The sequence below is a fragment of the Streptomyces sp. NPDC104367 genome (assembly GCF_055583825.1).
Window position 1 is genome coordinate 13493 of sequence record NZ_JBVJND010000055.1, and the last position, 26004, is coordinate 39496.

Annotated in this window: 21 protein-coding genes; 10 read left to right on the forward strand and 11 right to left on the reverse strand. The window is 70.0% G+C overall.

Annotated features, from left to right (window positions below):
- Window positions 1-17: 17 nt before the first annotated feature.
- Window positions 18-905, reverse strand: coding sequence for a MaoC family dehydratase (locus ACZ619_RS43620; protein WP_469611528.1), 888 nt, complete (start codon window positions 903-905; stop codon window positions 18-20).
- Window positions 906-927: 22 nt separating this feature from the next.
- A complete protein-coding gene (locus ACZ619_RS43625) occupies window positions 928-2247 on the reverse strand; it encodes a 3-oxoacyl-ACP reductase (protein ID WP_469611529.1) in 1320 nt (439 codons plus the stop codon).
- Between the two features lie 362 nt (window positions 2248-2609).
- Here ACZ619_RS43625 and ACZ619_RS43630 point away from each other — a divergent pair, with 362 nt between their 5' ends.
- The gene (locus tag ACZ619_RS43630; protein WP_469611545.1) at window positions 2610-4514 is read left to right on the forward strand and encodes an AMP-dependent synthetase/ligase; all 1905 of its coding nucleotides are present in this window, start codon (window positions 2610-2612) and stop codon (window positions 4512-4514) included.
- Between the two features lie 211 nt (window positions 4515-4725).
- Here ACZ619_RS43630 and ACZ619_RS43635 read toward each other — a convergent pair whose 3' ends face one another.
- Both ACZ619_RS43635 and ACZ619_RS43640 read right to left on the reverse strand, forming a co-directional pair.
- Window positions 4726-6426: a DEAD/DEAH box helicase gene (locus ACZ619_RS43635; RefSeq protein ID WP_469611530.1), complete on the reverse strand. Its 1701-nt coding sequence runs from the start codon at window positions 6424-6426 to the stop codon at window positions 4726-4728.
- A gap of 87 nt (window positions 6427-6513) precedes the next feature.
- Window positions 6514-6717 carry a cold-shock protein gene (locus ACZ619_RS43640; protein ID WP_030575165.1) on the reverse strand — a complete coding sequence of 68 codons (204 nt, stop codon included), beginning with the start codon at window positions 6715-6717 and terminating at the stop codon, window positions 6514-6516.
- A gap of 385 nt (window positions 6718-7102) precedes the next feature.
- Between ACZ619_RS43640 and ACZ619_RS43645 the strand changes: the two genes are divergently transcribed.
- Window positions 7103-7378 (forward strand): hypothetical protein, encoded by a 276-nt coding sequence (locus ACZ619_RS43645; RefSeq protein ID WP_469611531.1) that lies wholly within the window; start codon window positions 7103-7105, stop codon window positions 7376-7378.
- Between the two features lie 116 nt (window positions 7379-7494).
- Window positions 7495-8421, forward strand: coding sequence for an alpha/beta hydrolase (locus ACZ619_RS43650; protein WP_469611532.1), 927 nt, complete (start codon window positions 7495-7497; stop codon window positions 8419-8421).
- Here ACZ619_RS43650 and ACZ619_RS43655 read toward each other — a convergent pair.
- Both ACZ619_RS43655 and ACZ619_RS43660 read right to left on the reverse strand, forming a co-directional pair.
- A complete protein-coding gene (locus ACZ619_RS43655) occupies window positions 8405-9043 on the reverse strand; it encodes a class I SAM-dependent methyltransferase (RefSeq protein WP_469611533.1) in 639 nt (212 codons plus the stop codon). The two genes, ACZ619_RS43650 and ACZ619_RS43655, sit on opposite strands and share 17 nt — an antisense overlap.
- A 545-nt stretch (window positions 9044-9588) precedes the next feature.
- Complete coding sequence (locus ACZ619_RS43660; RefSeq protein WP_003992177.1) at window positions 9589-9792, reverse strand: cold-shock protein; 204 nt, start codon at window positions 9790-9792, stop codon at window positions 9589-9591.
- Between the two features lie 294 nt (window positions 9793-10086).
- Here ACZ619_RS43660 and ACZ619_RS43665 point away from each other — a divergent pair, with 294 nt between their 5' ends.
- Both ACZ619_RS43665 and ACZ619_RS43670 read left to right on the forward strand, forming a co-directional pair.
- Window positions 10087-10935 (forward strand): menaquinone biosynthetic enzyme MqnA/MqnD family protein, encoded by an 849-nt coding sequence (locus ACZ619_RS43665; RefSeq protein ID WP_469611534.1) that lies wholly within the window; start codon window positions 10087-10089, stop codon window positions 10933-10935.
- Window positions 10936-10976: 41 nt separating this feature from the next.
- The gene (locus tag ACZ619_RS43670; protein ID WP_469611535.1) at window positions 10977-12872 is read left to right on the forward strand and encodes a serine/threonine-protein kinase; all 1896 of its coding nucleotides are present in this window, start codon (window positions 10977-10979) and stop codon (window positions 12870-12872) included.
- A 165-nt stretch (window positions 12873-13037) separates the two neighbouring features.
- Here the strand turns inward: ACZ619_RS43670 and ACZ619_RS43675 are convergent, their stop codons facing one another.
- Window positions 13038-17612, reverse strand: a complete 4575-nt coding sequence (locus ACZ619_RS43675) for an FtsK/SpoIIIE domain-containing protein (RefSeq protein WP_469611536.1) — start codon at window positions 17610-17612, stop codon at window positions 13038-13040.
- A 243-nt stretch (window positions 17613-17855) separates the two neighbouring features.
- On the opposite strand from ACZ619_RS43675, the gene ACZ619_RS43680 reads away from it, so the two are divergent.
- The 5 genes from ACZ619_RS43680 (at window position 17856) to ACZ619_RS43700 (ending at window position 22102) form a co-directional block, all read left to right on the forward strand.
- Window positions 17856-18158 carry a WXG100 family type VII secretion target gene (locus ACZ619_RS43680; protein WP_046726478.1) on the forward strand — a complete coding sequence of 101 codons (303 nt, stop codon included), beginning with the start codon at window positions 17856-17858 and terminating at the stop codon, window positions 18156-18158.
- A gap of 198 nt (window positions 18159-18356) precedes the next feature.
- On the forward strand, window positions 18357-18929 hold the full coding sequence (locus ACZ619_RS43685; protein WP_469611537.1) for a hypothetical protein: 573 nt from the start codon (window positions 18357-18359) through the stop codon (window positions 18927-18929).
- A 672-nt stretch (window positions 18930-19601) separates the two neighbouring features.
- Window positions 19602-19919: a hypothetical protein gene (locus tag ACZ619_RS43690; protein ID WP_469611538.1), complete on the forward strand. Its 318-nt coding sequence runs from the start codon at window positions 19602-19604 to the stop codon at window positions 19917-19919.
- 124 nt (window positions 19920-20043) lie between these two features.
- Entirely contained in the window at window positions 20044-20616 is a 573-nt protein-coding gene (locus tag ACZ619_RS43695) for a hypothetical protein (RefSeq protein WP_469611539.1), read from the forward strand.
- A 7-nt stretch (window positions 20617-20623) separates the two neighbouring features.
- Window positions 20624-22102, forward strand: a complete 1479-nt coding sequence (locus tag ACZ619_RS43700) for a putative T7SS-secreted protein (RefSeq protein WP_469611540.1) — start codon at window positions 20624-20626, stop codon at window positions 22100-22102.
- On the opposite strand, the gene ACZ619_RS43705 is transcribed toward ACZ619_RS43700, so the two are convergent.
- The 4 genes from ACZ619_RS43705 to ACZ619_RS43720 form a co-directional block, all read right to left on the reverse strand.
- The gene (locus ACZ619_RS43705) at window positions 22092-22589 is read right to left on the reverse strand and encodes a hypothetical protein (RefSeq protein WP_469611541.1); all 498 of its coding nucleotides are present in this window, start codon (window positions 22587-22589) and stop codon (window positions 22092-22094) included. The two genes, ACZ619_RS43700 and ACZ619_RS43705, sit on opposite strands and share 11 nt — an antisense overlap.
- A gap of 6 nt (window positions 22590-22595) precedes the next feature.
- Complete coding sequence (locus tag ACZ619_RS43710) at window positions 22596-23180, reverse strand: hypothetical protein (RefSeq protein WP_469611542.1); 585 nt, start codon at window positions 23178-23180, stop codon at window positions 22596-22598.
- Window positions 23181-23464: 284 nt separating this feature from the next.
- The gene (locus ACZ619_RS43715; protein ID WP_469611543.1) at window positions 23465-24508 is read right to left on the reverse strand and encodes a hypothetical protein; all 1044 of its coding nucleotides are present in this window, start codon (window positions 24506-24508) and stop codon (window positions 23465-23467) included.
- Window positions 24496-25173 (reverse strand): hypothetical protein, encoded by a 678-nt coding sequence (locus ACZ619_RS43720; RefSeq protein ID WP_469611544.1) that lies wholly within the window; start codon window positions 25171-25173, stop codon window positions 24496-24498. The genes ACZ619_RS43715 and ACZ619_RS43720 overlap by 13 nt, the downstream gene beginning before the upstream one ends.
- Between the last annotated feature and the right edge of the window lie 831 nt (window positions 25174-26004).

The window sequence follows — 26004 nt, forward strand, 5'->3', positions numbered from 1 at the left end:
ACGGTTTTTGTCAATGGTCAGTGAATCCATGGGGAAACACTGCCCTGGACATGAACGAGATCTCCGCCCCGCAGCGCGAACCGCCCCGATCCGTCCGCCGCGAATCCCACCGTGCCGGGCAGCAGCACCGGCGCCCGGAACTCCGCCCGCACCTTTGCGGCCCGCGGCACCCCGTGCGCGGCCAGGCAGCGCGCCACCGTCCACATGCCGTGCGCGATGGCGCGCGGGAACCCGAAGAGCCGCGCGGTGAGCGGATGCAGGTGGATCGGGTTGCGGTCCCCGGACGCGGCCCCGTAGCGCCGTCCGACGTCCGCCGCGATCCGCCACTCCTCCACCACCGGCAACGGTTCCCGCTCCCGCTCGCGTTCGCCGCCGCCCGCCGTCCCGCCCCCGGCGTTCCCGGTCCGGTGCCGCGCCAGGTACGTGCTGCGCGACTCCCATACGAGCCCCTGTTCGCCGCGCACCTCGGTGACGACGGCCGCCTCGGTCCCGCGCCGGTGCGGACTCAGCGCGGCGACCTGGACGGAGACCTCGTACGCCCCGTCCCCGGGCATCTGCGCGTGCCGCACGATCCCGATCGACGTGTGCACGAGCCCGAGCAGCGGCAGGGGGAAGGCCCGGTCGCTCATGAGCCGCATGGCCAGCGGGAATCCGAGGACGTGCGGATAGGTGATCGGCAGTCCGTCGTCGTCACCGGGGGCGAACCCGCAGACGCGTTCGTAGGCGGCGAGTCTGCCGACATCCGCGCGGACGCCGGGGAGCACGAGCCGGGTCCGCGGGAACTCGGCCGCGGCGGAAGGCCTCTTGAAGGGCGACCGCAGTGCGCCGAGGGCCAACGAGGGGGCGAGAGAGGGGGCGTTGTCGAGCACGGTCACTGAGCTTGCCTTTCCGATCCGGTGGTACACGGCCCGCGGTCCCGAACGCCGCTCAGGCGCCCAGCAAGCTCTGCCCGCAGACCCGTACGACCTGCCCGTTCACCGCGCCCGACCCCGGCTGCGCCAGCCAGCCCACCGTCTCCGCCACGTCGTCCGGCAGCCCGCCCTGCGCCAGTGAGTTCATCCGCCGTCCCGCCTCCCGGATGAACAGCGGAACCGCCGCGGTCATCCTCGTCTCGATGAATCCGGGCGCGACCGCGTTGACCGTCACCCCGTGTTCGGCGAGCGCCCGGGGTGCGAGCCCGCGCACCAGCCCGACGACGCCCGCCTTGCTCGCCCCGTAGTTCGTCTGCCCCGCGTTGCCGGCGATCCCGGCGATGGACGCGGTGCCCACGATCCGCCCGCCCGACCTCAGCACGCCCTTCTCCAGCAGCGCGTCCGTCGTGCGCAGCACGCTGCCGAGATTCACGTCCAGCACCGAACTCCAGCGCTCGGCGGGCATGTTGACCAGACGTCGGTCCCGGGTGATCCCGGCGTTGTGGACGAGGACGTCCAGTCCGTCCGGCAGCGCGTCGGCGATCCGCGCCCCCGCGTCCGCCGCCGTGATGTCCAGCGGCAGCGCCACCGCCCCGCCCCCGAGCCGTTCGGCCAGCGCCCGCGCGTCCGCCTCCACGGCGGGCACGTCGAGGACGACGACCCGCGCGCCGTCCCGCGCCAGCGTCCCGGCGACGGCGGCGCCGATGCCGCGCGCGGCCCCGGTGACCAGCGCGGTGCGTCCGGCCAGCGGCCGGGTCCGGTCGGCCGGGACGGTGAACGCGCCCGCGCCGATCTCGACGACCTGCCCGCTGACGTACGCCGACCGCGGCGAGAGCAGGAAGCGCAGGGTCGAGTCGGCGGCGCCGGTGTCGGCGTCGGGGGCGAGCCGGACCAGGTTGACGGTCCTGCCCCGCCCGATCTCCTTGCCGAGGGAGCGGGTGAAGCCCTCCAGCGCCTGCTGGGCGGCGGCCTGGTGGTGGTCGGCGGGGTCGAGGGGCGCGCCGACCAGGACGACCCGGCCGCTCGCGGCGACGGACCGCACGACGGGGTGCAGGGCCGCGTGCACCCCGGCGAGCGACTCGACGTCGCGGACCCCGGTGGCGTCGAGGACGACGGCCACGGGGGTGCCGGAGTCGTCCGCGGGCAGGCCGGTGCGGGCCAGCACGGGGGCCAGGCCGCGATCGGAGCCACCGGCCGTCAGCTGGAGCAACTCGCCCTTCAGCGCGGGTTCCCCGGCCGACCAGCGGACCAGCGCGGTCGGCTGGGGCAGCCCGAGCCGGCGGGTGAGGAAGCGGCCCGGCGCCGTGGCGGTGAAGCTCAGATAACGGTCGGTCATGTCCGTCCCCCAGGGGTTCCCAATTACTGACTCTGGAGTAAGGTTACCGTAGGTAAGCCTATGTCACAGCTGTCAACCGTGCCGATTCGGTTCCAACGTGAGAGACCCTCACGTAACCTCCGGGATTGCACAGCCCCGGCCCCGGACCAACCCGGAAACCTCACAACCCCGCCACAGCGGCCCCGTACGATCCACTGTCCTGACCTCCGGTAACCCCTTTCTGAGGCCCGGTCCCGGTGAACGCCTCGGTGCGCGAGGCACGTACGTCATGCAGCAAGCAGTGAGCCGCTGCACGCCCGAGGAGCCGCCCCGTGTCCACGTCCTCTTTCCAGCACGCCGCCTCCGTCTCCTCCGGTGTCGCGATCCAGGCCACGGACTACGACGGGAAGCCGATCCTGGTCGAGCCCCGGATCCAGCGGCTCGACGGAGCGGTACGGGAGGCGTACGTACCGCCGTTCGCGCCGCCGGTGCGGCACGGGTCGCTCGCCGACCTGCCGTTCGAGAACGCGGAGCGGGACCCGGACACCGTGGTGCTCAGCCGCAAGCCCGCCGAGGGCGACGGCCGTTGGGAGCAGGTGACGGCGAGCGGGTTCGCCGCGCAGGTGCAGGCGGTGGCCAAGGGGCTGATCGCGGAGGGGCTGACGCCGGGCGACCGGATCGCCGTCATGGCCCGCACCAGGTACGAGTGGACGCTCCTCGACTTCGGGGCCTGGGCGGCCGGCCTGGTGACCGTCCCGATCTACCCGACCTCGTCGGTCTTCCAGACCCGCTGGATCCTGCACGACTCCGGCGCGGTCGCCCTGGTCACCGAGACCGCCGCGCAGGCCGCCGCGCTCGGTCCCGAACTGGACCGGCTGCCCGACCTGCACCACCTGTGGGTGATGGAGAAGGGGCACGTGGACCGGCTCGCGGAGGCGGGCGGACACGTCAACGACGCCGAAGTGGGCGTACGGCGGGGCATGCTGGGCCCCGACACCCTCGCCACGCTCATCTACACCTCGGGCACCACCGGCCGGCCCAAGGGCTGCGCCCTCTCGCACGGCAACTTCTTCGCCGAGGTCGACAACGCGATCGAACTCCTCTACCCGATCTTCAAGGCGCGCCACGACGAGGAGGTCTCCATCCTCCTCTTCCTGCCGATGTCCCACGTCTTCGGGCGGATGGTCGCCATCGCCTGCGTCCGCGCCCGGGTCCGGCTCGGCCACGCGCCGAGCCTGAAGGCCGAGGACCTGCTCCCGGACCTCGCCGCCTTCAGACCCACCTGCCTGCTCACCATCCCCTACATGCTGGAGAAGGTCTTCAACACCGCGCGGGCCAGGGCGGAGGCGGGCGGCCGGGTCTCGGCCTTCGACCGGGCCACCGGGGTCGCGCAGCGCTACGGCGAGGCGCTGGAGGCCAGGCAGACCGGCACCGGCAGCGGTCCGGGCCGCGCGCTGAAGACCGCCCGCACCTTCTACGACCCGCTGGTCTACCGCCGTATCCGCACCGCCATGGGCGGCAGGGTCCGCCACATCATCTGCGGCGGCTCACCGCTGGGCCGCCGCCTCGCCGCGTTCTACGCCGGGGCGGGCATCGAGATCTACGAGGGGTACGGCCTGACGGAGACCACCGCCGCGAGCACCGTCACCCCGCCGCTCAAGCCCCGGCTGGGCACGGTCGGCTGGCCGATGCCGGGCACGAAGATCCGCATAGCCGCCGACGGCGAGATCCTCGTCGCCGGTGACCACGTCCTGCGCGGTTACTGGGACCCGGCCGCCGGCGGTGTCGTCCCGGCGACCCGGGACGGCTGGCTGGCCACCGGCGACCTCGGCGAACTCGACGACGAGGGCTACCTCACCATCACCGGCCGCAAGAAGGAGATGCTGATCACGGCCGGCGGCAAGTCGGTGGCCCCGGCCCCGCTGGAGAACTGGCTCCGCTCGCATCCCCTCATCTCCCAGGTGATGCTGGTCGGCGACGGGCTGCCCTACGTCAGCGCCCTGATCACCCTCGACCCGCAGGGCCTCACCCACTGGCGCCAGATGAACGGCAAGCACCCGGTGCCCGCGGAACTCCTCCTGGACGACGCGGAGTTGCGGGCGGTCCTGCAACGCGCCGTCGACGAGGCCAACAAACTGGTCTCCCGCCCCGAGTCCATCCGCCGCTTCGCCATGCTCCCCGTCGACTTCACGGAGGAGGCCGGCCACCTCACGCCCTCCATGAAACTCCGCCGCGACGCGATCATGACCGACTTCGCACCGGAGATAGAAACCCTGTACACGAAGTGACGGCCCCGCGGCCCGCGGGCACGTGCGTGCGGCGCGGGCCGGAGCGGCTTCGCGGTCCGGGTACGCGCCGGTGCGCCGCTCGGCGCCGGGGGCGGTGCCTCCCTCGCGGCCCGTATCCGCTCGGCGGCCCGTACCGGGTCAGGCCCGCCCCCCGGCCGTACGCCCGTGCGGCGTCCGGTGTCGGGAGGCGGGCGCGGGTCCCTCTGCTCCGCTAGGAGGCCGGGGCCCGGCGGCTGCCGCTGCGGCCCCTGCCGGTGCCGGTCTGGCGCTCGGCGGTGCGGTTGTTCTCGCGGACGGTCTTGCCGGCGCCCGGAGCACCACCGCCACGGCGCTCACCGCCACGCCCGCCGCGGGCGGTCTTGCCGGGGTCCTTGGCGTCGTCGCTGCGGCGCTCCCCGGTGCGGTCGGCCGCGGGCCGGCCGGTGTCACGGGCGGTCCGGCCAGGAGCGGCCGCGGCGTCCGTACGGCGCCTGCCGCCCCGTCCGCCGGCCCCGGAACCGGCCTGCCCGCCACCCCGGACGGCCGTGCCGGAGGCCCCGCCGCCGTCACGCCCGCCGGAGCCGCTCCTGCGGCGGCGGGACGGCTTGGCGGCGGGCGCCGGGGGCGTGGGCTGGGGGACCTCGATGGTGACGGCCACACCGGAGGGCTCCCGGGCCCCGGTGACCGTGCTGAGCTCCTCGTCGCCGGAGGTGACGTGGGCGGTGCGGGGGCGGATGCCGGCGTCGGACATGAGCCGGGTGACGTCCCGCTTCTGGTCGGGCAGCACCAGTGTGACCACGCTGCCGGAGCCGCCCGCGCGGGCCGTGCGGCCGCCCCGGTGGAGGTAGTCCTTGTGGTCGGTGGGGGGATCGACGTTCACGACGAGGTCGAGGTCGTCGATGTGTATGCCCCGGGCCGCGACGTTCGTCGCCACCAGCGCGGTGACCTGGCCGTTCTTGAACTGCTCCAGCGTGCGCGTGCGCTGCGGCTGGGAACGGCCCCCGTGCAGCGCCGCCGCCCGGACGCCGACGGCCAGCAGCCGCTTGGCGAGCCGGTCCGCGGACCGCTTCGTGTCGAGGAAGAGGATGACCCGGCCGTCCCGGGCCGCGATGCGCGTGGTGACGGCCTTCTTGTCGGTCTCGTCCTGCACGTGCAGCACATGGTGCTCCATCGTGGTCACCGCGCCCGCCGACGGGTCCACGGAGTGGACGACGGGGTCGGTCAGGAACCGCTGCACCAGACGGTCGATGTTGCGGTCGAGGGTCGCCGAGAACAGCATGCGCTGCCCGTCCGGGCGTACCTTCTCGATCAGCCGGGTGATCTGCGGCAGGAAGCCCATGTCGGTCATCTGGTCGGCTTCGTCCAGCACCGTGATGTGCACGTCGCCGAGTTCGCAGTCGCCGCGCTCCACGAGGTCGTTGAGCCGGCCGGGGCTCGCCACGACCACTTCCGCGCCGCGCCGCAGCACCGCGGCCTGCTTGGTGATGGACAGCCCGCCGACCACCGTGGCCGTCCGCAGGTTCACCGCCGTCGCGTACGGGGTCAGCGCGTCCGTCACCTGCTGGGCGAGTTCACGGGTGGGCACCAGCACCAGGGCGAGGGGCGCCTTGGGGCGCGCCCGCATCCCGGCCGTGCGGGCCAGCAGCGCCAGCCCGAACGCGAGGGTCTTGCCGGACCCGGTGCGCCCCCGGCCCAGCAGGTCGCGGCCGGCGAGCGAGTTGGGCAGGGTCGCGGCCTGGATGGGGAACGGCGTGGTCACACCCTGCGCGGTGAGGGTCTTCAGCAACCCCGCGGGCATGCCCAGATCGGCGAAGTCCGCCACGGCGGGCAGCGCGGGGGTCGTGCTCTCGGGCAGCCGGAACTCCCGCGGCGCCGACGCGGGCGGCGGCGCCGAAGAGACGCGCCGGTTCGTTTTCTGGGGCCTGCGGGACATGCGGTGGTCTGCCTTCCTGGAAACAGCACAAACCGGGGTCCGCACCTGTCGGTGCGGAACCCCGGTGAGCGGGTACGCGTCCGGCTATCAGGCGGGGACGATGTTCTCCGCCTGCGGGCCCTTCTGGCCCTGCGTGACGTCGAAGGAGACCCGCTGGCCCTCCTGGAGCTCACGGAAGCCCTGGGTCGCGATGTTCGAGTAGTGGGCGAAGACGTCGGGGCCGCCGCCGTCCTGCTGGATGAAGCCGAAGCCCTTTTCAGAGTTGAACCACTTCACGGTTCCCTGCGCCATGATATTTCTCCTTCTGTAGGCAGAGGCCCCATCCGGAGATGCCGGAAAACAAATAATGCGCCCGAGGAGAATTACATCCGTCAGGCGCACATAGGTTCATGGGTACCACAACTGCAACACAGAAACCGTAACACACTGGGCCTCCGACGCAAGGCGGTCGAGCCACTCCCGCAGCAGTTGCCGCTCCGAAGCCGCTGAGAACCGTCTGGTCCGGCAGGGAGGCCCGCAGGGCGCGCGCCGAGCCGGCCGGGCCTGGCGTTCGCACCGCGGGCGTCTCGTCGGTGACCGCCGTGACCATGGCCTCCCGGAGGGGGGACAGCAGCGCCGGGCCGCGGTCCGCCTCCGGCATGGCCGGCCAGGTGAGGACGGCGCCGCGGGCCGCGGCGTGGATGACGTCGGCCGCGAGCACCTCGCCGACCCGCAGCCGGCCGCCGACGGCGAGCCGCCGCACCCGGCCGCCAAGGATCTCCGGCCCGGTCCGGAACGCGGGCGGCTGGTGGACGGCGGGCCCCCGCCGAGGTGGCCGACCAGCCGCTGGGGATCTTCGCGGCGGCCCGCGAGGGGGGAGTTCGCGACCGCCGCCCCGACCCCGGCCGAGCTGATCGGCCGCGAGCCCACGCCCATGAGGACACTGCCGCGGGAGCGGCCGGCCGGTTCCTGACCGGCGACGGGGAGACACGGGAGCGGATGCCGCCCCGAGCACGGACCACGGCGTATAACACGGCCTGTGACACGTCGTACGGGGCCGAGCGGCGGCCAGGGGCGAGGGGAGCACGGATGAGCAGGGAACAGCGGGCGATGATCGACGCGCGGCTGCGGCGGCCCCGCCCGCTCAGCGCGCCGTCCGTGGCGGACATCCGCGCCGGGTTCCGGGCGACGGCGGCGGAGATGACCGTCCCCGACGGCATCCGCACCACGGCCACCACGCTCGGCCCGCGCCCGGCGCTGCTGGTCGAACCGGCCGGCCCCGCCCGTCCCGGGACGATCCTCTACTTCCACGGCGGCGCCTACGTCTTCGGCTCTCCCGAGACCGCGCTGTCCCTCACCGGCAGCCTCGTGGCCGGGACGGAGTGCCGGTCCCTCTCCGTCGACTACCGGCTGGCCCCGGAACATCCGTTCCCGGCGGCGATCGAGGACACCCTGGCCGCCTACCGCGCCCTCCTCGACGCGGGCGAGGACGCCGCCTCGATCGTGTTCGCCGGGGACTCCGCGGGCGGCGGCCTCACCGTCACCACCTGCCTCGCCGCCCGTGACGCCGGGCTGCCGATGCCCGCGGCGATCGTGGCGTTCTCCCCGGGCCTGGACTCCACCCGCACCGGCGAGAGCATGGACACCAAGGCCCGCCTCGACCCGTTCTTCACCCGCGAGACCCTCGGCTGTATGGGCGCCATGTACCTGGCGGGCGCCGACCCGCGCCAGCCCCTGCTCAGCCCCGCCGTCCACGCCGACCTGACCGGCTTCCCGCCGATGCTGCTCCAGGCCGGCACCAACGAGGTCCTGCTGGACGACTCCACCCGCATGGCCGCGCGCGCCAGGGCCGCCGGCGTGGACGTCGTCCTCGACATCACCGCCGACGTCCCGCACGTCTTCCAGTCCTTCACCGGCGTCCTGGACGAGGCCGACCAGGCCCTGGCCCGCGCCTGTCTCTTCCTCACCCAGCAACTGCCCGAGGACCAGCGCGTGTCGCTCACCTCACCGCGATGAGGAAGGCGTGGGGGGTCTTCTCGTCCAGGTCGGGGTTCCGTTCCCGGACCGTGGTGGAGTGGAGGGCGAAGCCCGCGTCGGCCAGCAGCGCGGCCATGGTCTCCGGGCGCCGGCGCTCGAAGTCCAGCGCGACCGGATGACCCCACGGCTCCTCCAGGCGGCGCGGCACGTCGCCGACCTGGAAGGCGAGCAGGAGGTGGCCCCCGGGGGCCAGGACGCGCCCGAACTCCTGGAACAGCGCGGGCAGCCGGTCGTCCGGGACGTGGATGGACGAGTACCAGCACACCACCCCGTCCAGCTCGCCGTCCGCGAGGTCCAGCTCCAGCATCGAGCCCTGGACGAACCGCAGTTCGGGGTTCTCCCGGCGGGCGACGGCCAGCATCGACTCGGAGAGGTCGAGGCCGAGGACCGACAGCCCCAGCGCGGCCAGCCGCCCCGTGGTCCGGCCGGGCCCGCAGCCGAGGTCGGCCACCTCGCCGCCCGGCCCGACGAGTTCGGCGTAGGTGGCCAGCAGGGCACGTTCCAGGGGGCGGCCGGTGAGCTCGGCGCGGAAGTGGTCGGCGTAGTCGTCGGCGATCGCGTCGTAGAAGACACGGGTGGCGGAGATGAAGTCGGCGGTCATGCCGGCGGACCCTAGGGGACGGCACTGACAACGCCGTCGGGATCAGGAGGGGCGGACCGGGGCGGCGAGGGCCCGGCGGAGCCGGTTCACCGGGCCGGGTTCGGCCGATCGTGAGCGGCCGCCCGAGCGGCCGACCGGCCCGGGGCGGCCCGGGGCGGCCCGGGGCACCGCTTCGGTTCCGCCATCGGGCCGAGTCCCCGGCTCGGCCGATCGGGTCACCCCCCCGGCTCACCCGGCCTCCGCCGCGGGTCTCGGAGCCGCACATTCCGGGGACGGTCGAGCGCCTCTTCGTATGCGACGGGCGGGTTAAGGGCAGGCCACGTGAAGAAAGCGTGGAATTGAACCATGGGGATTATCTGACGTATCGCGGCGATATTCCGTATTCGTACGCGTCTCCGACGCCCGGGACCGCGTTCCCGTCCGTCGCACGGCACATCCGGGCGAGCGGCGGAAAGGCCGGGGAAAGGCAGGAGCCCCGTCGCCTGACGGCGCGGGGCTCCTTGGGTACTGCACTCAGTCTGCGATCAGACTTGGTTTGTCTGGGATCAGACGGGGGTGACGTTCTCCGCCTGAGGACCCTTCGGGCCCTGCGTGACGTCGAAGCTCACCTGCTGGTTCTCCTCGAGGGAGCGGAACCCGCTGGCGTTGATCGCGGAGTAGTGGACGAAGACGTCGGGGCCGCCGCCTTCCTGGGCGATGAAGCCAAAGCCCTTTTCGGCGTTGAACCACTTCACGGTTCCGGTAGCCATAAGCCCTCCTTGGGCTCAAAAGGGTCGCCCTGCTCCAGAACCTGCAAGTGTGAAAACAAACTAAGTGCCGCACAACTGCATATGTCTGAAAACGACGAGAGCCCGCGGTTACATGCTCCGCAGGCTCTGTACTGCAAGGGAAACCAAACTGCAACTTGCGGCGAGCCTAGCATGTGGGCAGCCGAAAGCAACAGAGGCCAAGATCACGTCACCCGGACGTTTGAATGATCCCTGGGGACTCTTGACGGCGGGGGCGGTCCCAGCACCGTACCCCATGGGGTCTAGTCTCGCGATGTGGACAATTCTCGCACCCGGCCGCGCGTCGGACACATCCAGTTCCTGAACTGCCTGCCCCTCTACTGGGGGCTCGCGAGAACCGGCACCCTCCTCGACTTCGAGCTCACCAAGGACACCCCTGAGAAGCTCAGCGAGCGACTGGTGCGCGGCGACCTCGACATCGGGCCCATCACCCTCGTCGAGTTCCTGCGCAACGCCGACGACCTGGTCGCGTTCCCGGACATCGCCGTCGGCTGCGACGGCCCCGTGATGTCCTGCGTGATCGTCTCGCAGGTCCCGCTGGACCAGCTGGACGGCCGCCGGGTCGCCCTCGGCTCCACCTCGCGCACCTCGGTCCGCCTCGCCCAGCTGCTGCTCGCCGACCGCTTCGGCGTCCGGCCCGACTACTACACCTGCCCGCCCGACCTCAGCCTGATGATGCAGGAGGCGGAGGCGGCGGTGCTCATCGGCGACGCCGCCCTGCGCGCCAACCTGCTGGACGCCCCGCGCTACGGCCTCCAGGTGCACGACCTCGGCGCGCTCTGGAAGCAGTGGACCGGCCTGCCGTTCGTCTTCGCGGTCTGGGCGGCCCGCCGTGACTACCTGGAGCGCGAGCCGCGCATCACCCGCGAGGTGCACGGCGCCTTCCTCGACTCCCGCAACCTCTCCCTGGAGGAGGTCGCCAAGGTCGCCGAACAGGCCGCCCGCTGGGAGGCGTTCGACGAGACGACCCTCGCCCAGTACTTCACCACCCTCGACTTCAGCTTCGGCGCCGCGCAGCTCGCCGCGGTCGAGGAGTTCGCCCGCCGGGTGGGCCCGACCACCGGCTTCCCGGCCGACGTGAAGGTCGATCTGCTCCGGCCCTAGCGCCTACGCTGCTGCCTGGACTCTCAGGGGGGTGGGGGCGCATGCGGCCGCTCGCGGGTGACGAACCGAGGACCGTCGGGCCCTACCGGCTGCTCGGCCGGCTCGGCTCCGGCGGTATGGGCCGGGTCTACCTGGGCCGTTCGGCCGGCGGCCGGACCGTGGCCGTGAAGATCGTGCACCCGCACTTCGCGCTGGACGAGGAGTTCCGGGCCCGCTTCCGCCGCGAGGTGCAGGCCGCGCGACGGGTCGGCGGCGCCTGGACGGCACCCGTCCTGGACGCCGACCCGGACGCGCCGGTGCGCTGGGTCGCCACCGCGTACGCCGCCGGTCCGTCCCTCACCGACGCCGTGAACGGCGGCGGCCCGCTGCCCGCGCACACCGTACGGGCGCTGGGCGCGGGGCTCGCGGAGGCGCTCACGGCGGTGCACGAACTGGGCCTGGTGCACCGGGACGTGAAGCCGTCGAACGTACTGCTGACCCTCGACGGCCCGCTCCTCATCGACTTCGGCATCGCCCGGGCCACGGACGGCACGGCGTCCCTCACCTCCTCCGGGGTCTCGATCGGCTCGCCGGGCTACATGTCCCCCGAGCAGATCCTCGGCAAGGGGGCGACGGGGGCCGCGGACGTCTTCTCGCTGGGCGCGGTCCTCGCGTACGCGGCGAACGGGGAACCGCCCTTCCCCGGCGACTCCTCCGCCGCCCTCCTCTACAAGGTCGTCCACGAGGAGCCCGAACTCGGCTCGCTCGGCGGTGACCTGCGGGAGGTGGCCGAGGCGTGTCTCGCCAAGGAGCCGGGGCGGCGGCCGGGCCCGGCCGAGGTGGCACGGCGGCTCGCTCCGGAGGGGGCCGCGCGGCTGGTGACCGGCGGGTGGCTGCCGGGGGCACTGGTGGAGCGGGTGAGCCGGAGCGCCGTACAGGTACTGAACCTGGAGGCGGCGGAGGCGGCGGAGGCGGCGGAGGATTCGGGGGCCGTGGCTGGGGCCGTGGGGTTTGTTTCCGGGCCGGTGGAGTTCAGCAGTCCCTCCGTGGCCGTGGCCGGGGAGTTCGGACCGCCGTCGGCCATGGCGCCGCCGGCCGGGTCCGCGCCGACCGCGGCACCGGTCGTCGGGCCGCCCCCGAACACACCACCGTCCGTGCCACTGCCTGTGCCACCGCCTGTGCCACCGTCCGCCGCACCGGTCGGTGGGGTGGACGGCGGGTCGTTCGGCGGGTCGGGGTCGGGGTCGGCCGCGGTGCCGGTGGTGGGCGGTATGGCGGAGACCGTGGTGCCGACGGGTACGACGGGTACGACGGGGCGGGTGGGCACGGCGGGGCCGGGGAAGCCCGGTGGGCTGTCGGTGAGTGTCGGCGCGGCCTCCGTGCCGGGGGAGGGCGGCCGCGGTCGCCGGGTGAGCTGCACGGTGGCGCTCGCCGTGGCCGGCGCGCTCGCCGCGGTGACGGCCGGGCTGGGCTTCCTGGTCCAGCCGTGGACCGGCGGCGGCGACAACAGCGCGGCGGGAGCCGACAGTTCGGGAGCCACCCCGTCCGTGTCCGCCTCCCTGGGCGCCGGCGCCACCGCCCCGTCCGGCTCCTCGGCCTCCGGTACGGTCCCGGCCGCCTACCTCGGCACCTGGGAGGGCACGGCGACCGCCCTGTCCGGCAACCTGCCCGTCGGCACCTTCCGGGTCACCGTCGAACAGGCGAGGGTCGGCCGGGAGGTGGGCCGCCTGCGCCAGACCGACCAGCTGGGCGGGGTCTGCACGGACATCCTGACCCTGAGGTCGGTGACGGCCACCAGACTCGTCGCGTCCTCGACCGGGGCCGAGGGCAACCACGACGGCTGCGACCCCGACACCAACACCGTCTACCTGACCCCGAGCCACGGCGACCTCGTCTACACGTCGGACAGCTCGGCGGAGGGGAACCCGGTGGCGGTGATGTCCAGGACGGGGGACTGACACCGCCCCTGCCCCGAGTCCTCGCCCCGAGTCCCGGCCCTGAGTCCCTGCCCCGAGTCCTCGCCCCGAGTCCCGGCCCTGAGTCCTCGCCCCGAGTCCCTGTCCCGAGTCCCTGACCGGGCTTCCTGTGGGCCCCTGTGGGCCCCTGTCCGAGGTCTCCCTCCGCTACTGCGGGGTCGTGACGGTCACGTGCTCCCCGCTGCCCAGGTGCAGCATGCCCTTGCCGGGCTGGATCGGCCCGCCGACCATGGCCCGGGTGGTCCGGATGCCGATCAGCTCGCCGGAACCGGACTCCTGCGGGGAGAGCAGGATGCCCCGGCGGGCCTTCTTGGCGTCGACCTGCCAGCCGGAGAAGCCGTCGCAGATCTCGTCCTCGTCACCTGCGATGACGACGGCGAGACCCTCCTCGGCACCCCGTTCGACGATCCGCTTGAAGACGTCCTCGGCGTCGCAGTCGTCCAGCACCTCGGCGTCGTCGACCAGGACCACGACCGGATCGGCCGGGGTGGCCGTGTTCGCGATCTCCTCCAGCTCGTCCTCGTCGACGTCCCGGCCGGTGAAGACCTTCAACACGCCCTCCCGGCCTTCGAGTTCCCGCAGCGGGGACTGCCGGGGCGCGGCGACGACGATCCGTACCCCGTTCGCGAGGTAGGAGCGGGCGAAGCCCAACAGGGTCGTGGAACGGCCGGACTTGGCGGGTCCGCCGATCACGAACGCGGGCACCCCCTGCGCCAGGTCGGGCCCGAAGGCGGTCAGTTCGTCGCCGCCGACGCCGACGAGGGCCCACAGCGGGGAGGCCGAGGCGGCCGGGTCGCGCATGGCCCAGGCGTCCTCGAAGGAGATCCGGCTCGGCAGCACGTCCACCCGGAACGGCCGCCGCGAGCGCGGGACCCCGGCGTCCCGGGCGTCGGCCGCCTCGCCGATCGCGGCGATCGCGGCGGCCTGCCCCTGCCCGGTGGTGTCCGCGGCGAGCAGCGCGAACTGCGTCTCCGCGGCCGTCTCGCTGCGGAAGGCGCGGCCCGGCGGGATCTCCTCGGGAACCTTGCGGGAGTTGATGTCCAGCATCGAGAAGTCGGCCCGGTCGGCCAGCCGCAGACCGTACTTGTCCTCGGTGAGGGAGGAGATCCGGCCGGCCAGGATCTGCCGGTCACCGGTGAGGACCAGGTGGATGCCGACGCTGGCGCCCTCCCGCATCATCACCATGACCTGGTCGGTGAGGTCACCGTGGTTCAGCTCGCCGAGCGTCGGCAGCCAGCCCTCCCAGCGGTCCAGGAGCAGCACGACGTGCGGCAGCCGCTCCTCCTCCGGGACGGCCGCCCGCTGCTCGCCGATGTCCGCGAACCCACGGTCGGCCAGCAGTTCCTGACGTCGGCTCAGCTCCCCCGAGAGGCGGGTCATCAGCCGCTGGACGCGCTCGGTCTGGTTGCGGCCGACGACGGCACCGCAGTGCGGCAGCCGGGTCAGCGCGTTCAGGGCGCCGTTGCCGCAGTCGATGCCGTACAGGTGCACGTCGGCGCAGGAGTTGGTGCGGGCCAGCGAACCGGCGATGGTCCGCAGCACCTGCGAACGCCCGGTGCGCGGGGCACCGGCGACGATGAGGTGCCCGAAGGTCGCGAAGTCGACGGCGACCGCGCGGCGGGCCTGGTCGGCGGGCAGGTCCTCGACACCGTACGGGGCGGCGGGCAGCGTGCCCTGCGCCCGCGGGGTCGGTACGTCGTCGAGCAGCAGGGTGTCGTCGAGGGCGGGCAGCCACGGTGAGTGCTGGGCCGGGATGGCGAGCGCGGTGTTGGCCTCGCGCACGGCGTCCACCAGCACCTTCAGGTCCGTGATCTCGTCGTCCTCCTTGGCCTCGGACCTGGGCTTGCGCAGCGCGGCCCGTCCGAGGTCCTGCCAGGACAGCGCGCCCGCCCAGGGGGCGAGGGTCGCCGGGTCGGCGGCGCCGGGGCGCCGGCCGCCCACCCGTCCCGACTGGAAGGGCACCAGCGAGGCGTGGCCCAGCCGGACGTACGCCCGGCCCGGTGTGCTCTTCGCGATGTGCCCGGCGTCGGGCGCGTCGATGACGTCGGTCGACTCCCCGGCGTCGGTCACGCGCAGCGCTATCCGGAGGTTGGTGTTGGCGCGGATCTCGGGGGAGACCACACCGGAGGGCCGCTGGGTGGCGAGCAGGAGGTGGATGCCGAGGGAGCGCCCCCGCTGGGCGATGTTGACCAGTCCCGTGACGAAGTCGGGCAGGTCCCGCACCATCGACGCGAACTCGTCGATGACGATGAGGAGTCGGGGCACCGGGGAGCGGGAGGGGTCGCGCCGGACCAGGTCCTGGTAGTCCTCGATGTCCTTGGCGTCGGCGGCGGCGAGGATGTGCTCGCGCCGCTTCAGCTCGGCGCCGAGGGATTCGAGGGCGCGCTCCACGAGGTGGGCGTCGAGGTCGGTGACCATGCCCACGGTGTGCGGGAGCTTCACACAGTCCTTGAACGCCGAGCCGCCCTTGTAGTCGACGAGGACGAACGTCATGTTCTCGGGCGTGTTGGCGACGGCGAGCGCCGCCACGATGGTCTGGAGCAGTTCGGACTTGCCCGAACCGGTGGTACCGGCGATGAGGCCGTGCGGCCCGTCGCGCCGCAGGTCGATGCCGAACGGGCCGTCGTACGACTCCCCGATGACGGCCATGGTCGACTGTCCGCCCATCCGCCACCGGGCGGCCACCGCGTCCCGCGTCGGCGGCTCCAGCTGGAGCACGTCGAGCAGCCGGCTGGCGCCGGGCAGTGCCGAGTCCTCGGTCTCGCCGCTGATGTCCCGCAGCGGTGAGAGGGAGCGGGCCAGCCGGCCGCACCAGGCGGGGGAGACGAGGTCGGGCCGTACGTCGCGCTTGCGCAGCGCTCCGCTCTGCTCGACGCGCAGCCGCAACTCCAGTTCCTGCGGGGCCTGTTCCTCGCTCTGCTGCTGGGGGTGCCAGGCCTGGAAGGAGGGGAAGCCGCCGACGGCCTGCTGCGGCACGGCCGCCGGGGTGTCCCCCTGGCCCGTCGTGTGCGGTTCGGCGACGACCACGCCCTGGCACTCGCCGGGGAGGAAGCGCTCCTCCTCGTCGAGGCAGATGGAGCGGATCGCGACGCCCGGCCCCTCCCGCAGCAGCCGTACGACACCGGGCATGGAGCGCAGCCGGCGCGACCCGTCCCACACCACCACGATGTCCGGATCGCTGAACGCGGGTCCGTCGGTCCTGCTCCGGCCGCCCTGCTGAAGGGCCTTCTGCCGGCCGTCGAGGAGCTGGGTGAGCTCGCCGACGCGGGCGCCGACGGTCTCCGAGTCGGTGCCGACGAGGACGTTCACGTCCTGGCCGCCGCCGGGGCGGACGTGCGGCAGCCAGCGCACCCAGTCCCAGCGGGTGCCGGCGTCGTGGTCGGTGAGGACGTAGAACTGCACGTCCATGGGGCTGTGCAGGACGGCGGTCTGGGCGACGGCCCAACGCCCCAGCGCATGCGCCGAGTCACCCGGCCCGGCGACCCCGATGACCCCGAGGTCGCGCAGCGACAGGCCGACCGGGGCGTCCTCGATGTACCAGCGGACCTTGCGCTTGTGCTCGTCCTGCTCGGGGTCGTCGAGTTCGACCTCGGAGGGCACGCGCCCGGTGCCGAACCGGACCAGGAGGTGGTCGGCGTCGGTGCGCCGCCGCTCCCAGAGCCGGGTCCGCGGCCCGGTCCCGTACGTCAGCACGGCGGCCGGGTCGGGCACCGCGGCCCGCCGCTCCGACCGTTCGGCGACCAGCGCCTCCTGCGCCTCCGCCTCGATCCGCGCCTTGTGCTCCTTGTACTCCTTCAGCTGCTTCGCATGGGACTTGCGGCCGTGCTTCTTGTCCATGAAGTAGTTGCCGAAGAGCATGAGCGGGCTCATCAGCGCCATGATCAGGTAGTACCAGCGCCCGAACATCATCACCGAGACGACGGCGCCGACCAGCGGCAGCAGGGCCATCAGCCAGGGCAGCGGCCGGGCCTCGTAGTCGCCGGGCGGGTTGGGCAGCGCGAAGTGCGTCTGCCGTTCGGCGGGGCGCAGCCGCGGGGGCCGGTTGTAGTCGAGCCCGGCACCGTCGTCGGACCACTTGAGGGCGGCGTTGGGCGGGGTGTAGGCGGCGATCTCGAACAGCGAGTTGCCGAGGCCGATCTGGGAGTCGAGCGGCCAGTCCGCGCCGCTCTCGAACTCCTCGCCGTCCAGCCGGGCGCCGTCCTTGTCGTGGACGTCGAGTTTGCAGGTGCCGCCGATGGCGATGGTCAGGGTGGCGGCGCGGGAGGGGAGTTCGGGGTCCTCGACGCGGAGGTGGGAGGCGGGGCCGGTGCCGATGTCGTAGCGCCCGACACCGAGCCGGTGCACGGCGCCGGCGGCCGGACCGCCGGCGATCCGGAACTCCACGATGCCGGTGGGCTCGCCGAGCAGGCAGCCGGCGGGATCGTGCAGCGAGACGACGACGCCGTCGCGCAGCGGTGAGCCGACGACGGTGGCGGAGGGGTCGAGGGCGTATCCGTCGACGTAGGCGTGCGGGCCGGTGGCGGCCGGGAGGGCGGGATCGGCGCCGCGATGGGTGCCGATGGGGATGACCTGGGCCCCTTCGTTCCCCGCCGGGTACGCCAGGCCGACCTGGCGGGCCAGCTCCCTGGCGACGTCACCGACCGTCGACTCGGGATCCGCGTCGAGCACGACGTCGGCGGTGGCACCGCCGACCGGGTCGACCACGGTCAGACTCAGGCGCACGTTACGTCCCCCCACACACACCGACAGCACCCAGCACAGTGGAAGCGACCTTAGCCGCCCGCCCTTTCCCGGGTGCAACGGGATGCGCACGGTTCACGATTCCACCGCACAAGCACCGTGCGGTCCCGCGTGTCACCACCGTAGGATCTTTGCTCGTGCGGACGGCCATGTCATGGCCAAGGATCCGCGCGGAAGGTGCCACGGGGGAAGGCCCTGCGGCCACACGAACGGGAGGGAGCCGTCATGGCCAGCAAAGACACGGACCTTACTTATGCCGAGATGGAGAAGGTCGCGGGTGACCTGATCAAGGACATGCACGAGCTTGAGGACAAGATCAAGAACGTGGAGAAGCGGGTCAGCGCCCTGGTGGAGAACGGCTTCACCACCCAGAAGGCCTCGGGAGCGTACGACGACTCCATGAAGGACTTCACCAAGGGAGCGACGAAGACCATCCAGGGCCTGCACGGCCTCTCGGACTTCCTGAAGAAGGCCAAGGAAGCGTACGAGCAGCTGGACGACCAGCTGGCGAAGCAGGCCAAGGGTTAGTCAAGTCCGCACTTGAAGCGGGACTTGAGTGCGACGGAGCGCTTGACGCGCTCCGTCGCACTCGCCGTGGCGCATCAACGTGAGCCTGGAGGCCGGTGTCGGATCCGAGGTACCAAGTCTGGAGCCCCGCCCCATCCAGCCGCTCTTCGGCATGGTTCCACACGGCCTTGGTACCGGCTGGATGAGGAGAACCGACCCATGGGCGATTACAGCGTGATTGATCCCGGAAAGTTCGTCGACGACTCGGCAACCGTCCGGGACATGATCCCCTCGTCGGTCATCGCGGCCGTCCCGGCCGCCCGGGCCGCCGCCAAACAGTACGGCCGGGATGTGCGGTTCGACTTCCTCGATGACCGGGCCGTGCACTGGCTGCTCTTCCAGCGGCGTCAGGACACGGAGAGGGGCAGTGCGCTCGGATGTCTCCTCGCAATCCCCGTCCTCGTTCTCGGGTTCGGTGCCTGGCCGTTCTGGGATCTGGTGGCCTCGCAGAAGTCTCGTGCTTTCCAGACGGCGTTCGTCGTCGTGGACGCACTACTGCTCATCGCCCTCTGCGTGGGAATCTTCCTGCTGCGCCTGGCGGATCTGCGCGACCACAGCACGCGGAACATGCGGTGCAGGGTCCGTCTCTACCGCAGGATCGTGGTGGCCGCTCGGCAGGGAGGCGCCGACATCCCCTCCCTCTATCCCTACTTCGGGATGTACGCGTCGTCGCGGAAGTTCTTTCCCGAGGCAGCTGACCAGCCCGTCCCCGGCCAGGAACGGACCGCATGACGGACCGGCTCCGAAGGCAGCGGTTTCGCCCGCGGGCCGGACGGTCGGTGGTCGCCCGCGGCCGACCCTGGACGCCCACGTCTGTATGTTCGCAGAAGTGGGCTAGCTTCATGCGGCCGCTGAGTGGCATCGAGGAGTCCAAGGGGGCAACTGCTCCAGGGCCCACATGCTGCCGTCTGGACGCGCGCGAATGGTACGAGGTTCAGTCTTCGGTGAGTTGCCAACGGCTCGGCCGGGATCGCCGCGTCATGTGCCTGTACAGGTCGCTGGGCGTCTCCTCCGTCGTCAGACTGATCCACGAACCGTCCGCGAAGCGCAGGCGCAGCCGGTCGGTCTCGAACGCGATAAGCGGGTTCTTGAGGACGGCGTCCTCGGCGGTGAACGCGGCGATGACGCGCGTGCGTGCGTTCCGACGGACGGAGGGCCGCCCGAGTGGCTGTACCACTACACAAGGAGGCGACCGGCTGCTCCGCTCCAGTCGCCGTCGAAGGACTTCTATGCGGCCATGAGGGAGGAAAACGGGGCGACCACAGCAACCGCTTGTAATGTGTACGCCGCAACCGACCGGCAGGTGGTCGCCGTACCGGTGACGGGCGATAGGCTCCGGTCGCACCATTGCAAAAGCGACTTGCGTTACCTAGGTGCGTTCTGGGTTATTGGGGGATACCGGACATGTCCAAAGGTGATCTCGCCCTGAGTCTCGCCGGACTGGATGTCCTGGCGGGTCAACTGCGCTCGATCAAGCAGCGTATGGATGACACGGGTCAGGTCGACCGGAAGCTGGGTAACGGTGAGCTGGGCTCAAGTGCGGCTCTCGACGCGATGGAAGACTTCATGCACGGCTGGAAGGACGGTCGCAAGGAGATCGACGTCGGGCTGGAGAACGTGGCGAAGATGGCGCAGGAGATTGTCGACAAGATGACCAAGCTCGACATCGACCTCCGGAACGCCGTCCGCAAGCACGAGAAGGAGGGCAAGGGTGGTAAGTGAGGCCTCCCTCGCTGGTGAGCCCAACGCCGGGGACTCTTTCGCTGAGGCCGCTCCCGGGGACGTCGTCGGCATCAACATCCAGGTGCCCAGCACGTGGTACGAGTTCGACGTCCACCCTGCCACCGTGAACCGCTCGATCCGTGAGGTCGTGGCGGAGCGGGTCAAGCAGCGGCCGGAACTGGGAGAACACCAGGCCGATCTGGTCAGGACCCTGAAGAAGGTGGCTCGCGAAGCCCGCAAGGCTGATGTCGTCTACTCGGGTTCCATGTGTGAGATCGTCGACGGCGAGCCGATGGTGGCCAGCCTCACGGTCAGTGTCCGCGCGGCCGTGAACGAGACCACGGGCGAGACCGCCGTCACCGAACTGGACACGCTGATGAGCGTACTGTCGCCGATCGCACCGGGCCGCCGGCCCACCGATCCATGGCGGCGCGTGCGCCTGGTGGAACTGCCGGACGTAGGGCAGGCGGCGCGGGCCGAAGGCATCGAGGACATTGAGATCCCCGACGACAGTCGCAGCTACCGCGCGGTCGTGATGCAGACCCTCATCCCCTTCCCGGACGGCAACCCGAAGGTCGCCGTCATCAGCGCCAGCACACCCCAACTGGCACTGGTCGAACCCATGCTGGAGCTCTTCGACCTTATCGCCAGCACGTTCCGCTTCGTCCACCGAGCCGAACTCGACACGGAGAGTTGAGCCCCCAATGGTCCGCCCCGCCGACTGGCACAACCTTGACCTGCACGACGACCCGACGCCCGGTGACCCGCACGAAGTCAAACTTCAGGGGCAGCGGTACAAGACCTTCGTCGAAGACGTCGCCACGGTACTCAGGGGCATGCGCTCGGCCTCGAAGGACTCCGTTCTCAAGGAGTCGGCCGGCAAGGCCATGGACGCTTTCAGGGAGCAGATTGGCAAGCTGCCGGGCCAGTTGCAGAAGCTGCACGACTCCTACGAGGTGGTGTCAGGCGCGCTGTTGACGTACGCCGGGAAGCTGGAGCACGCCCAGACGACCGCGGATCACGCGCTCGCCAAGGCGCGGATACTGCGCGGCGACCTCTCGAAGGCGCAGTCCCGGCTGGCCGGCGCCACCACGGCGGCGAACACCGCCAAGTCCACGCAGGACAAGATCAGCAACCCCACGGGTGACGCCCCCGCGCCCGACCCGGCGAAGGTGCGCAAGGCGACCCGTGACGCCCAGCACGCCAGCGAGCACCAGAAGGCGGCGCAGAGCAAGGTCGACAGCCTGAACGCACAGCTGGCGGAGCTGAGGACCAAGGCGCAGAACGCCGGCAAGGACCAGGACAAGGCCGCCACCAGGCTCGTCCACGACATTCACAGCGCTTCCGACGTGGGGATCCACAACAAGAAGTGGTACGAGAAGGTCGGGGACTGGGTGGTGGACCACTGGGACGGGTTTGTCACCGTCTGCAAGGTTGTTGTGGCAGTTGCGGGTATCGTCGCGCTCTTCGTGGCCGCCCCCTGGCTTGTAATCATCATTGTGGCTGCGGCCCTGGTCGTCCTTGCGGACACGATCGCTAAGTTCTCGCAAGGCAAGGCAGGCTGGGGTGACCTGGTTTTCGCGGTGCTGGACTGCATTCCTGTGGTCGGACGGCTGGCCATGCTCGCAAAGGCTGGCAAGGTGGCGGGTGGATTCAGAATGGCGCTGCGCGTCAGGAAAGCCGAGATTGCGTGCAGCCGTCTCATCAAGATGTGGCGTATGGGTGAAGACCTAAAGGGCTTCCGTAAGGTCGCTTATGCATTTGCCACAGGAGAGCTTAAGACCACGCTCAAGGATGCCTTCAACGGAGGCTGGAGTGAAGTTCGGAAGAACGCGTTGGGTAATCTCGTCGGAAATGCCATCGGGTCTGGCATGACACCATTGGTCAGTAAGGGCTTTAAGGCACTTCCTAAGGTCATCAACGACAGTAGTTTCACCAACCTGACCCGTAAGGAGTATCGGAATCTAACGATGACTCTCGCCGGGAAGAATCCGAGGGGGCAGATGATCACTGGCGGCGTTGAAGGCCTTGTGAAGAGCGTGACCCGAGCCACCGTGAATACCGCATTCTTTGGTGCGAGCTTTGATACCAACGGCGTCATCCTGGACGGCTTGAGCGGTGGGGGCGGCAGCGGTGGTTATAAGCCGGGCATCTTGCCTGCCAAGACACAGTTCAGCTCGTAAGCAAATTGCGTGCTTCCTGAAACTTCGACATGGCGGCAGGCAGCTGAACACGGTAGTCGATGTATCCGACGCTGCCGTCTTGCATGATCTCGGTGTATTCGGTTGCGGCTGTTACGCGTGACAGATGACTGTCCGACAGTTTCTTTGTCGCGGCCCATACTGCATCGGCGACAGCCCGCGCCGACGACTCATCAATCACACTCAAACGGCGCCTGATTGACATCGTCTGACCTTTGAGCTTGAAGGACAGAGGTAGCCCGATGTTAGAACAAGTGAACCTACCGCGTCCGTTTCGTAGTAGATCTCCCACGCCGTCGAGCAGATCCACCAAGGCGGGGAAGAGGATGATCCCCATTCCTCCATCCGGTACGTGTGCGCTGCGCGTCGTGGCGGTCCCGGTCTTTCCTGTCACGTCGAGGTGGCCGAGGAAAAGCCCGTCCTCGATGTCGTCTTGGTCGGCGAGCGGCGTGTAGGTGAATACAGGCATGGGACCTCACTTCCCCCTTGTTTGCAGATGGCGTGTTTCTTCTGCTGTGAACGGCGATTCTCCTGAAATGCCAGCCGCTTGGGCGCGCTGCCAGGCCGCATCGCTGACGTCGGCAGGCCGGAATCCCTTGCTCGTGCTGAGCACATGCGTGGGCCGTACGGCCCCCAGCTCGGTCAGCCCTTGGAGCGCGATCACAGCGCCGAACCGTGGGTCGCCCGCGAACCTGAAGCCCTGCGTTCGGGCGTTGATCACGGCGCTGCGCCAGCGCTTGCCAGTGAGTCCATATCGCCGGACGGCGACGTTGACAGTCTTTCCCCGGTCGTCGGGATTGGGCAGCTTCAGATAGCTAATATCTGCCGCGGCAGTTTTTTTGACTGGCGGGTGAACCTGCCAGGGGTAGGTGGCGAGGATCCCGTGCATCTTCCTGAATTGCACCCGGCGGGAGTCGGACACGGCGACGCCGAGAACCGAGACGATAACGGAAACGATCATCACGTACGTCGGGAGTGAACTGACCAGCAAGGATTCCCAGAGGACCGTCTCCAGCACGAAAAATCCTGGCAAGGACAGCACCCAGAAGGTCGTTGCCACGATGCTCCGTCGACGTGCCCGCTGCCAAGCGCTTAGGGTGTCCGGATCATCGAGGGCGGTGCGCGGTGTTGCGTCATTCATACGGTGAACCCTCCCCACGGCTGACCAACTGTTCCCGACCGTTGTAGGCTTGACGGATTCTGCAAGCTCTTCAAGCGGCAGGTTGACGGTATCAGGATGATGCTGTCCCGCCGGCGTGATATGCGGGCTACGAGATCGGTTCGGCTCTCTCTATATGCCTCGTACAAGGGCGATTCGAACTCATTCTGTGGAGACGTTACCTGTCAGCGGTTCACGGCTTGGGCTTCCTGGACCTTGATGTCCTGGTCGTTGCCGAAAGTTCCATCGGGCAGGTCGCCGCCTGTGCCTAGGGTTCCGGTCCAGCTGATCTGCCAGGTGACGGTGGCCTGAAGTCGGTACGTGCCGTCCCCCGAGGACCGGAGGTATTTGATGCCGCAGGGCGGCGTCTCGTGAGCCTTGCCTGTGGCATACGGCTCACCGATCGAGCCGTCGGCGTTGATTGCGCACTCGCCGGAAGTAGGATAGGTCTCGGCGTCCTCGGTTCCTGGCTGGAGCTTCAGTGAGACGGGCTTGGCCACGGTGGTGGCCTGCATGTTCAGGCCTGGTGCGGTGATGGACGCGGTGACGGAGACGGGTTTGAAATCCCCCTTGTCCAGCCATGCCCAGGTGGCGAGGTTGACTTTGGTGGGGCCGCTCGGCGCAAGTGTCACCTCGGTGCCTGGAACCTTGATCTGTTCATACGCGAGCCCGGCCAGGATCTCCGGTGAAATGACGTTTCTGACGTTGGGAGTCTGACCGTTCTCGACCCAGAACGGTAGCGTTGAGTTGCATGCCGTTCTGTCCAGGATAGGAGCGTTGGGATTCTCGACCGCTCCCCACCACATGCCCTCGTCCTGTTTGTCGAGGTTGTAGTTCTTGTACTCCCCGTTCTTGTACTTCTCTCGGAATTCGTTCGTGGCGTTCTTCGCGTAGTTGGGCTGGTTGGGGTCGGTCGTGACGTTTCTGAACTCGGACTCTGTCTGGGTGGAGAATTGCTTGGCTGTCCACTTGGGGGCGAGCCAGCAGGCCGGAGGCGTCCAAGAGGTTCCTGTGGTCGAGACGTGACCCACGGACGAGCCAGAGCCGTTCTTCGAGGTGTCGTAGGAGACCGCCGCGTAGAGTGCGTCCTCTTTGAGGCCGGTGTCCTTCTCGGTGTTGGTCGTGCCCTTGTCGATCGGGCCGCCGGCGAAGGCGTTGTGCGCCGGGGCGAGAAGCAAGGCAGAGATCAAAACGGCAGTACCGATCGTGCGACGCCTTATGCCTTGCACTGCGTGGCCTCCGTCTGCACCTCGATGTCCCCCGCGGTCCACAGGCCTTTGGCTTCCTGGGATGCTGTCATGACGATCTGGAAGTAGTAGTAGTCCTTGTCGCTCGGACTGGTTTTGAGGGTCTTCTTGGACTTGACTTCCTTGCCGTAGAACTTCGAGTCGTCGTCGCAGAAGGAGACGGACGCGCGCTTGCCGTCTGCAGCCAGGTCGACTTTGCCCTGCGAGTAACGCTGGATCCCGGTGACGGTCCAACCGCCTTCGACGTACTGCTTGATCTGCTTCTTGGCGTAGGTCTGAGCGGCACCGCCGACCGATGAGTAGAACTTGTACGCGGCGTCCTGCGGGTCTTGCTGGATGATGCCGTAGTTGATGGCGCGCACGAAGTTCTCCGCGTCACTCAGAGCAGCCGCCTCTTTGGCATCGGACGGCTTGGCGATGTCGAAGGTCATCTCGAAGTCCGAGGGGAACGTCATGGCCGGACGGTCGATGCCGGCGGTGGCGTTCGACGCACTCGGCGATGCCGACGTCTTGCTGTCGGTGGTGTCGGCGCCCGCGATCTTCTCGTTGCTCTCGGAACTGTCGTCCCCGTCACCACAGGCCGCCGTCAGTAGCAGAGCTGCGGTCGTGGCGAGCGCGGCGGCAACGGGCAAGGTGTGGCGCTTCACAGTGGACTCCCCGTGAGAATGAGTTTTATCGAGGATGTAGACGCTATCTGTGGGATTCACGGTTTCGCCAGCGCGAACCTGAGAGACATGAGGGAGAACCTTGCCCAAGGTGGGTCAACGGCATGCTTCCGAGCCCGGATTGTGTCCTCGTCCGCAGCCTGGTGGTGCGACCGCCACCCCGGTTCAGCTGCACCGCCCATCAGCTGCCGAGAGCCCGTGGTCCTCCGATGAACAGCAGGAGCCGTTGATCGGTCTGGAGTACCTCCGTGTTGGGACGGCTGGTCGGGACCGGCTGCTTCCCAGGAGGACGAGTACTTCCATCGTGCCGTCTCATGCACGCCATACGAACCAGGAGTGCCGACGATACTGCTGTCCCGTTACCCTCCGATCGACTTCATGGCATCGGCCGCGTGGCACCAGTTCCTTGCCCTCGGAGTGCGCGTAGCACCGACGCCCGTCGGATCGATCCCAGGTTGGCCCCTTCTCCCGTGCTGTTCACGGCGGTGAACCTTCACCCGGCCGGGTGATCTCACTCGGCCGGACATCCCAGCACCCTCGCGGCACTCCGTGTCCTGGCCGCCGCGTGCCGTCGCGCGCCAGGCGGCTGCCACTGTATGCATTACGCGGAACGGCGGCAGTCAGGTGAGTAATTAGTGCAGGTTTCATGGGAGCGCGGAGACGGTTGAGGCTGTATACCGGACGCGAACGGGGCGTTCGGGATTCGCCGGCGCACAGTGCGGGGGGGGTGCCTCTATGTCTTCCGTCAAGGCACCCCTGTCGGGTTTGGTGTGGTTCGGTGTTGCTGGGGTTATGCGGCGAGCTCGATGTCCG

What these genes read in the sequence shown, in the direction of transcription:
- ACZ619_RS43625 (WP_469611529.1), bottom strand. Translation starts at nt 2,247, where the DNA reads ATGACCGACCGTTATCTGAGCTTCACCGCCACGGCGCCGGGCCGCTTC.
- ACZ619_RS43635 (WP_469611530.1), bottom strand. Translation starts at nt 6,426, where the DNA reads ATGTCCCGCAGGCCCCAGAAAACGAACCGGCGCGTCTCTTCGGCGCCG.
- ACZ619_RS43640 (WP_030575165.1), bottom strand. Translation starts at nt 6,717, where the DNA reads ATGGCGCAGGGAACCGTGAAGTGGTTCAACTCTGAAAAGGGCTTCGGC.
- ACZ619_RS43650 (WP_469611532.1), top strand. Translation starts at nt 7,495, where the DNA reads ATGAGCAGGGAACAGCGGGCGATGATCGACGCGCGGCTGCGGCGGCCC.
- ACZ619_RS43655 (WP_469611533.1), bottom strand. Translation starts at nt 9,043, where the DNA reads ATGACCGCCGACTTCATCTCCGCCACCCGTGTCTTCTACGACGCGATC.
- ACZ619_RS43660 (WP_003992177.1), bottom strand. Translation starts at nt 9,792, where the DNA reads ATGGCTACCGGAACCGTGAAGTGGTTCAACGCCGAAAAGGGCTTTGGC.
- ACZ619_RS43670 (WP_469611535.1), top strand. Translation starts at nt 10,977, where the DNA reads ATGCGGCCGCTCGCGGGTGACGAACCGAGGACCGTCGGGCCCTACCGG.
- ACZ619_RS43680 (WP_046726478.1), top strand. Translation starts at nt 17,856, where the DNA reads ATGGCCAGCAAAGACACGGACCTTACTTATGCCGAGATGGAGAAGGTC.
- ACZ619_RS43685 (WP_469611537.1), top strand. Translation starts at nt 18,357, where the DNA reads ATGGGCGATTACAGCGTGATTGATCCCGGAAAGTTCGTCGACGACTCG.
- ACZ619_RS43690 (WP_469611538.1), top strand. Translation starts at nt 19,602, where the DNA reads ATGTCCAAAGGTGATCTCGCCCTGAGTCTCGCCGGACTGGATGTCCTG.
- ACZ619_RS43700 (WP_469611540.1), top strand. Translation starts at nt 20,624, where the DNA reads ATGGTCCGCCCCGCCGACTGGCACAACCTTGACCTGCACGACGACCCG.
- ACZ619_RS43705 (WP_469611541.1), bottom strand. Translation starts at nt 22,589, where the DNA reads ATGCCTGTATTCACCTACACGCCGCTCGCCGACCAAGACGACATCGAG.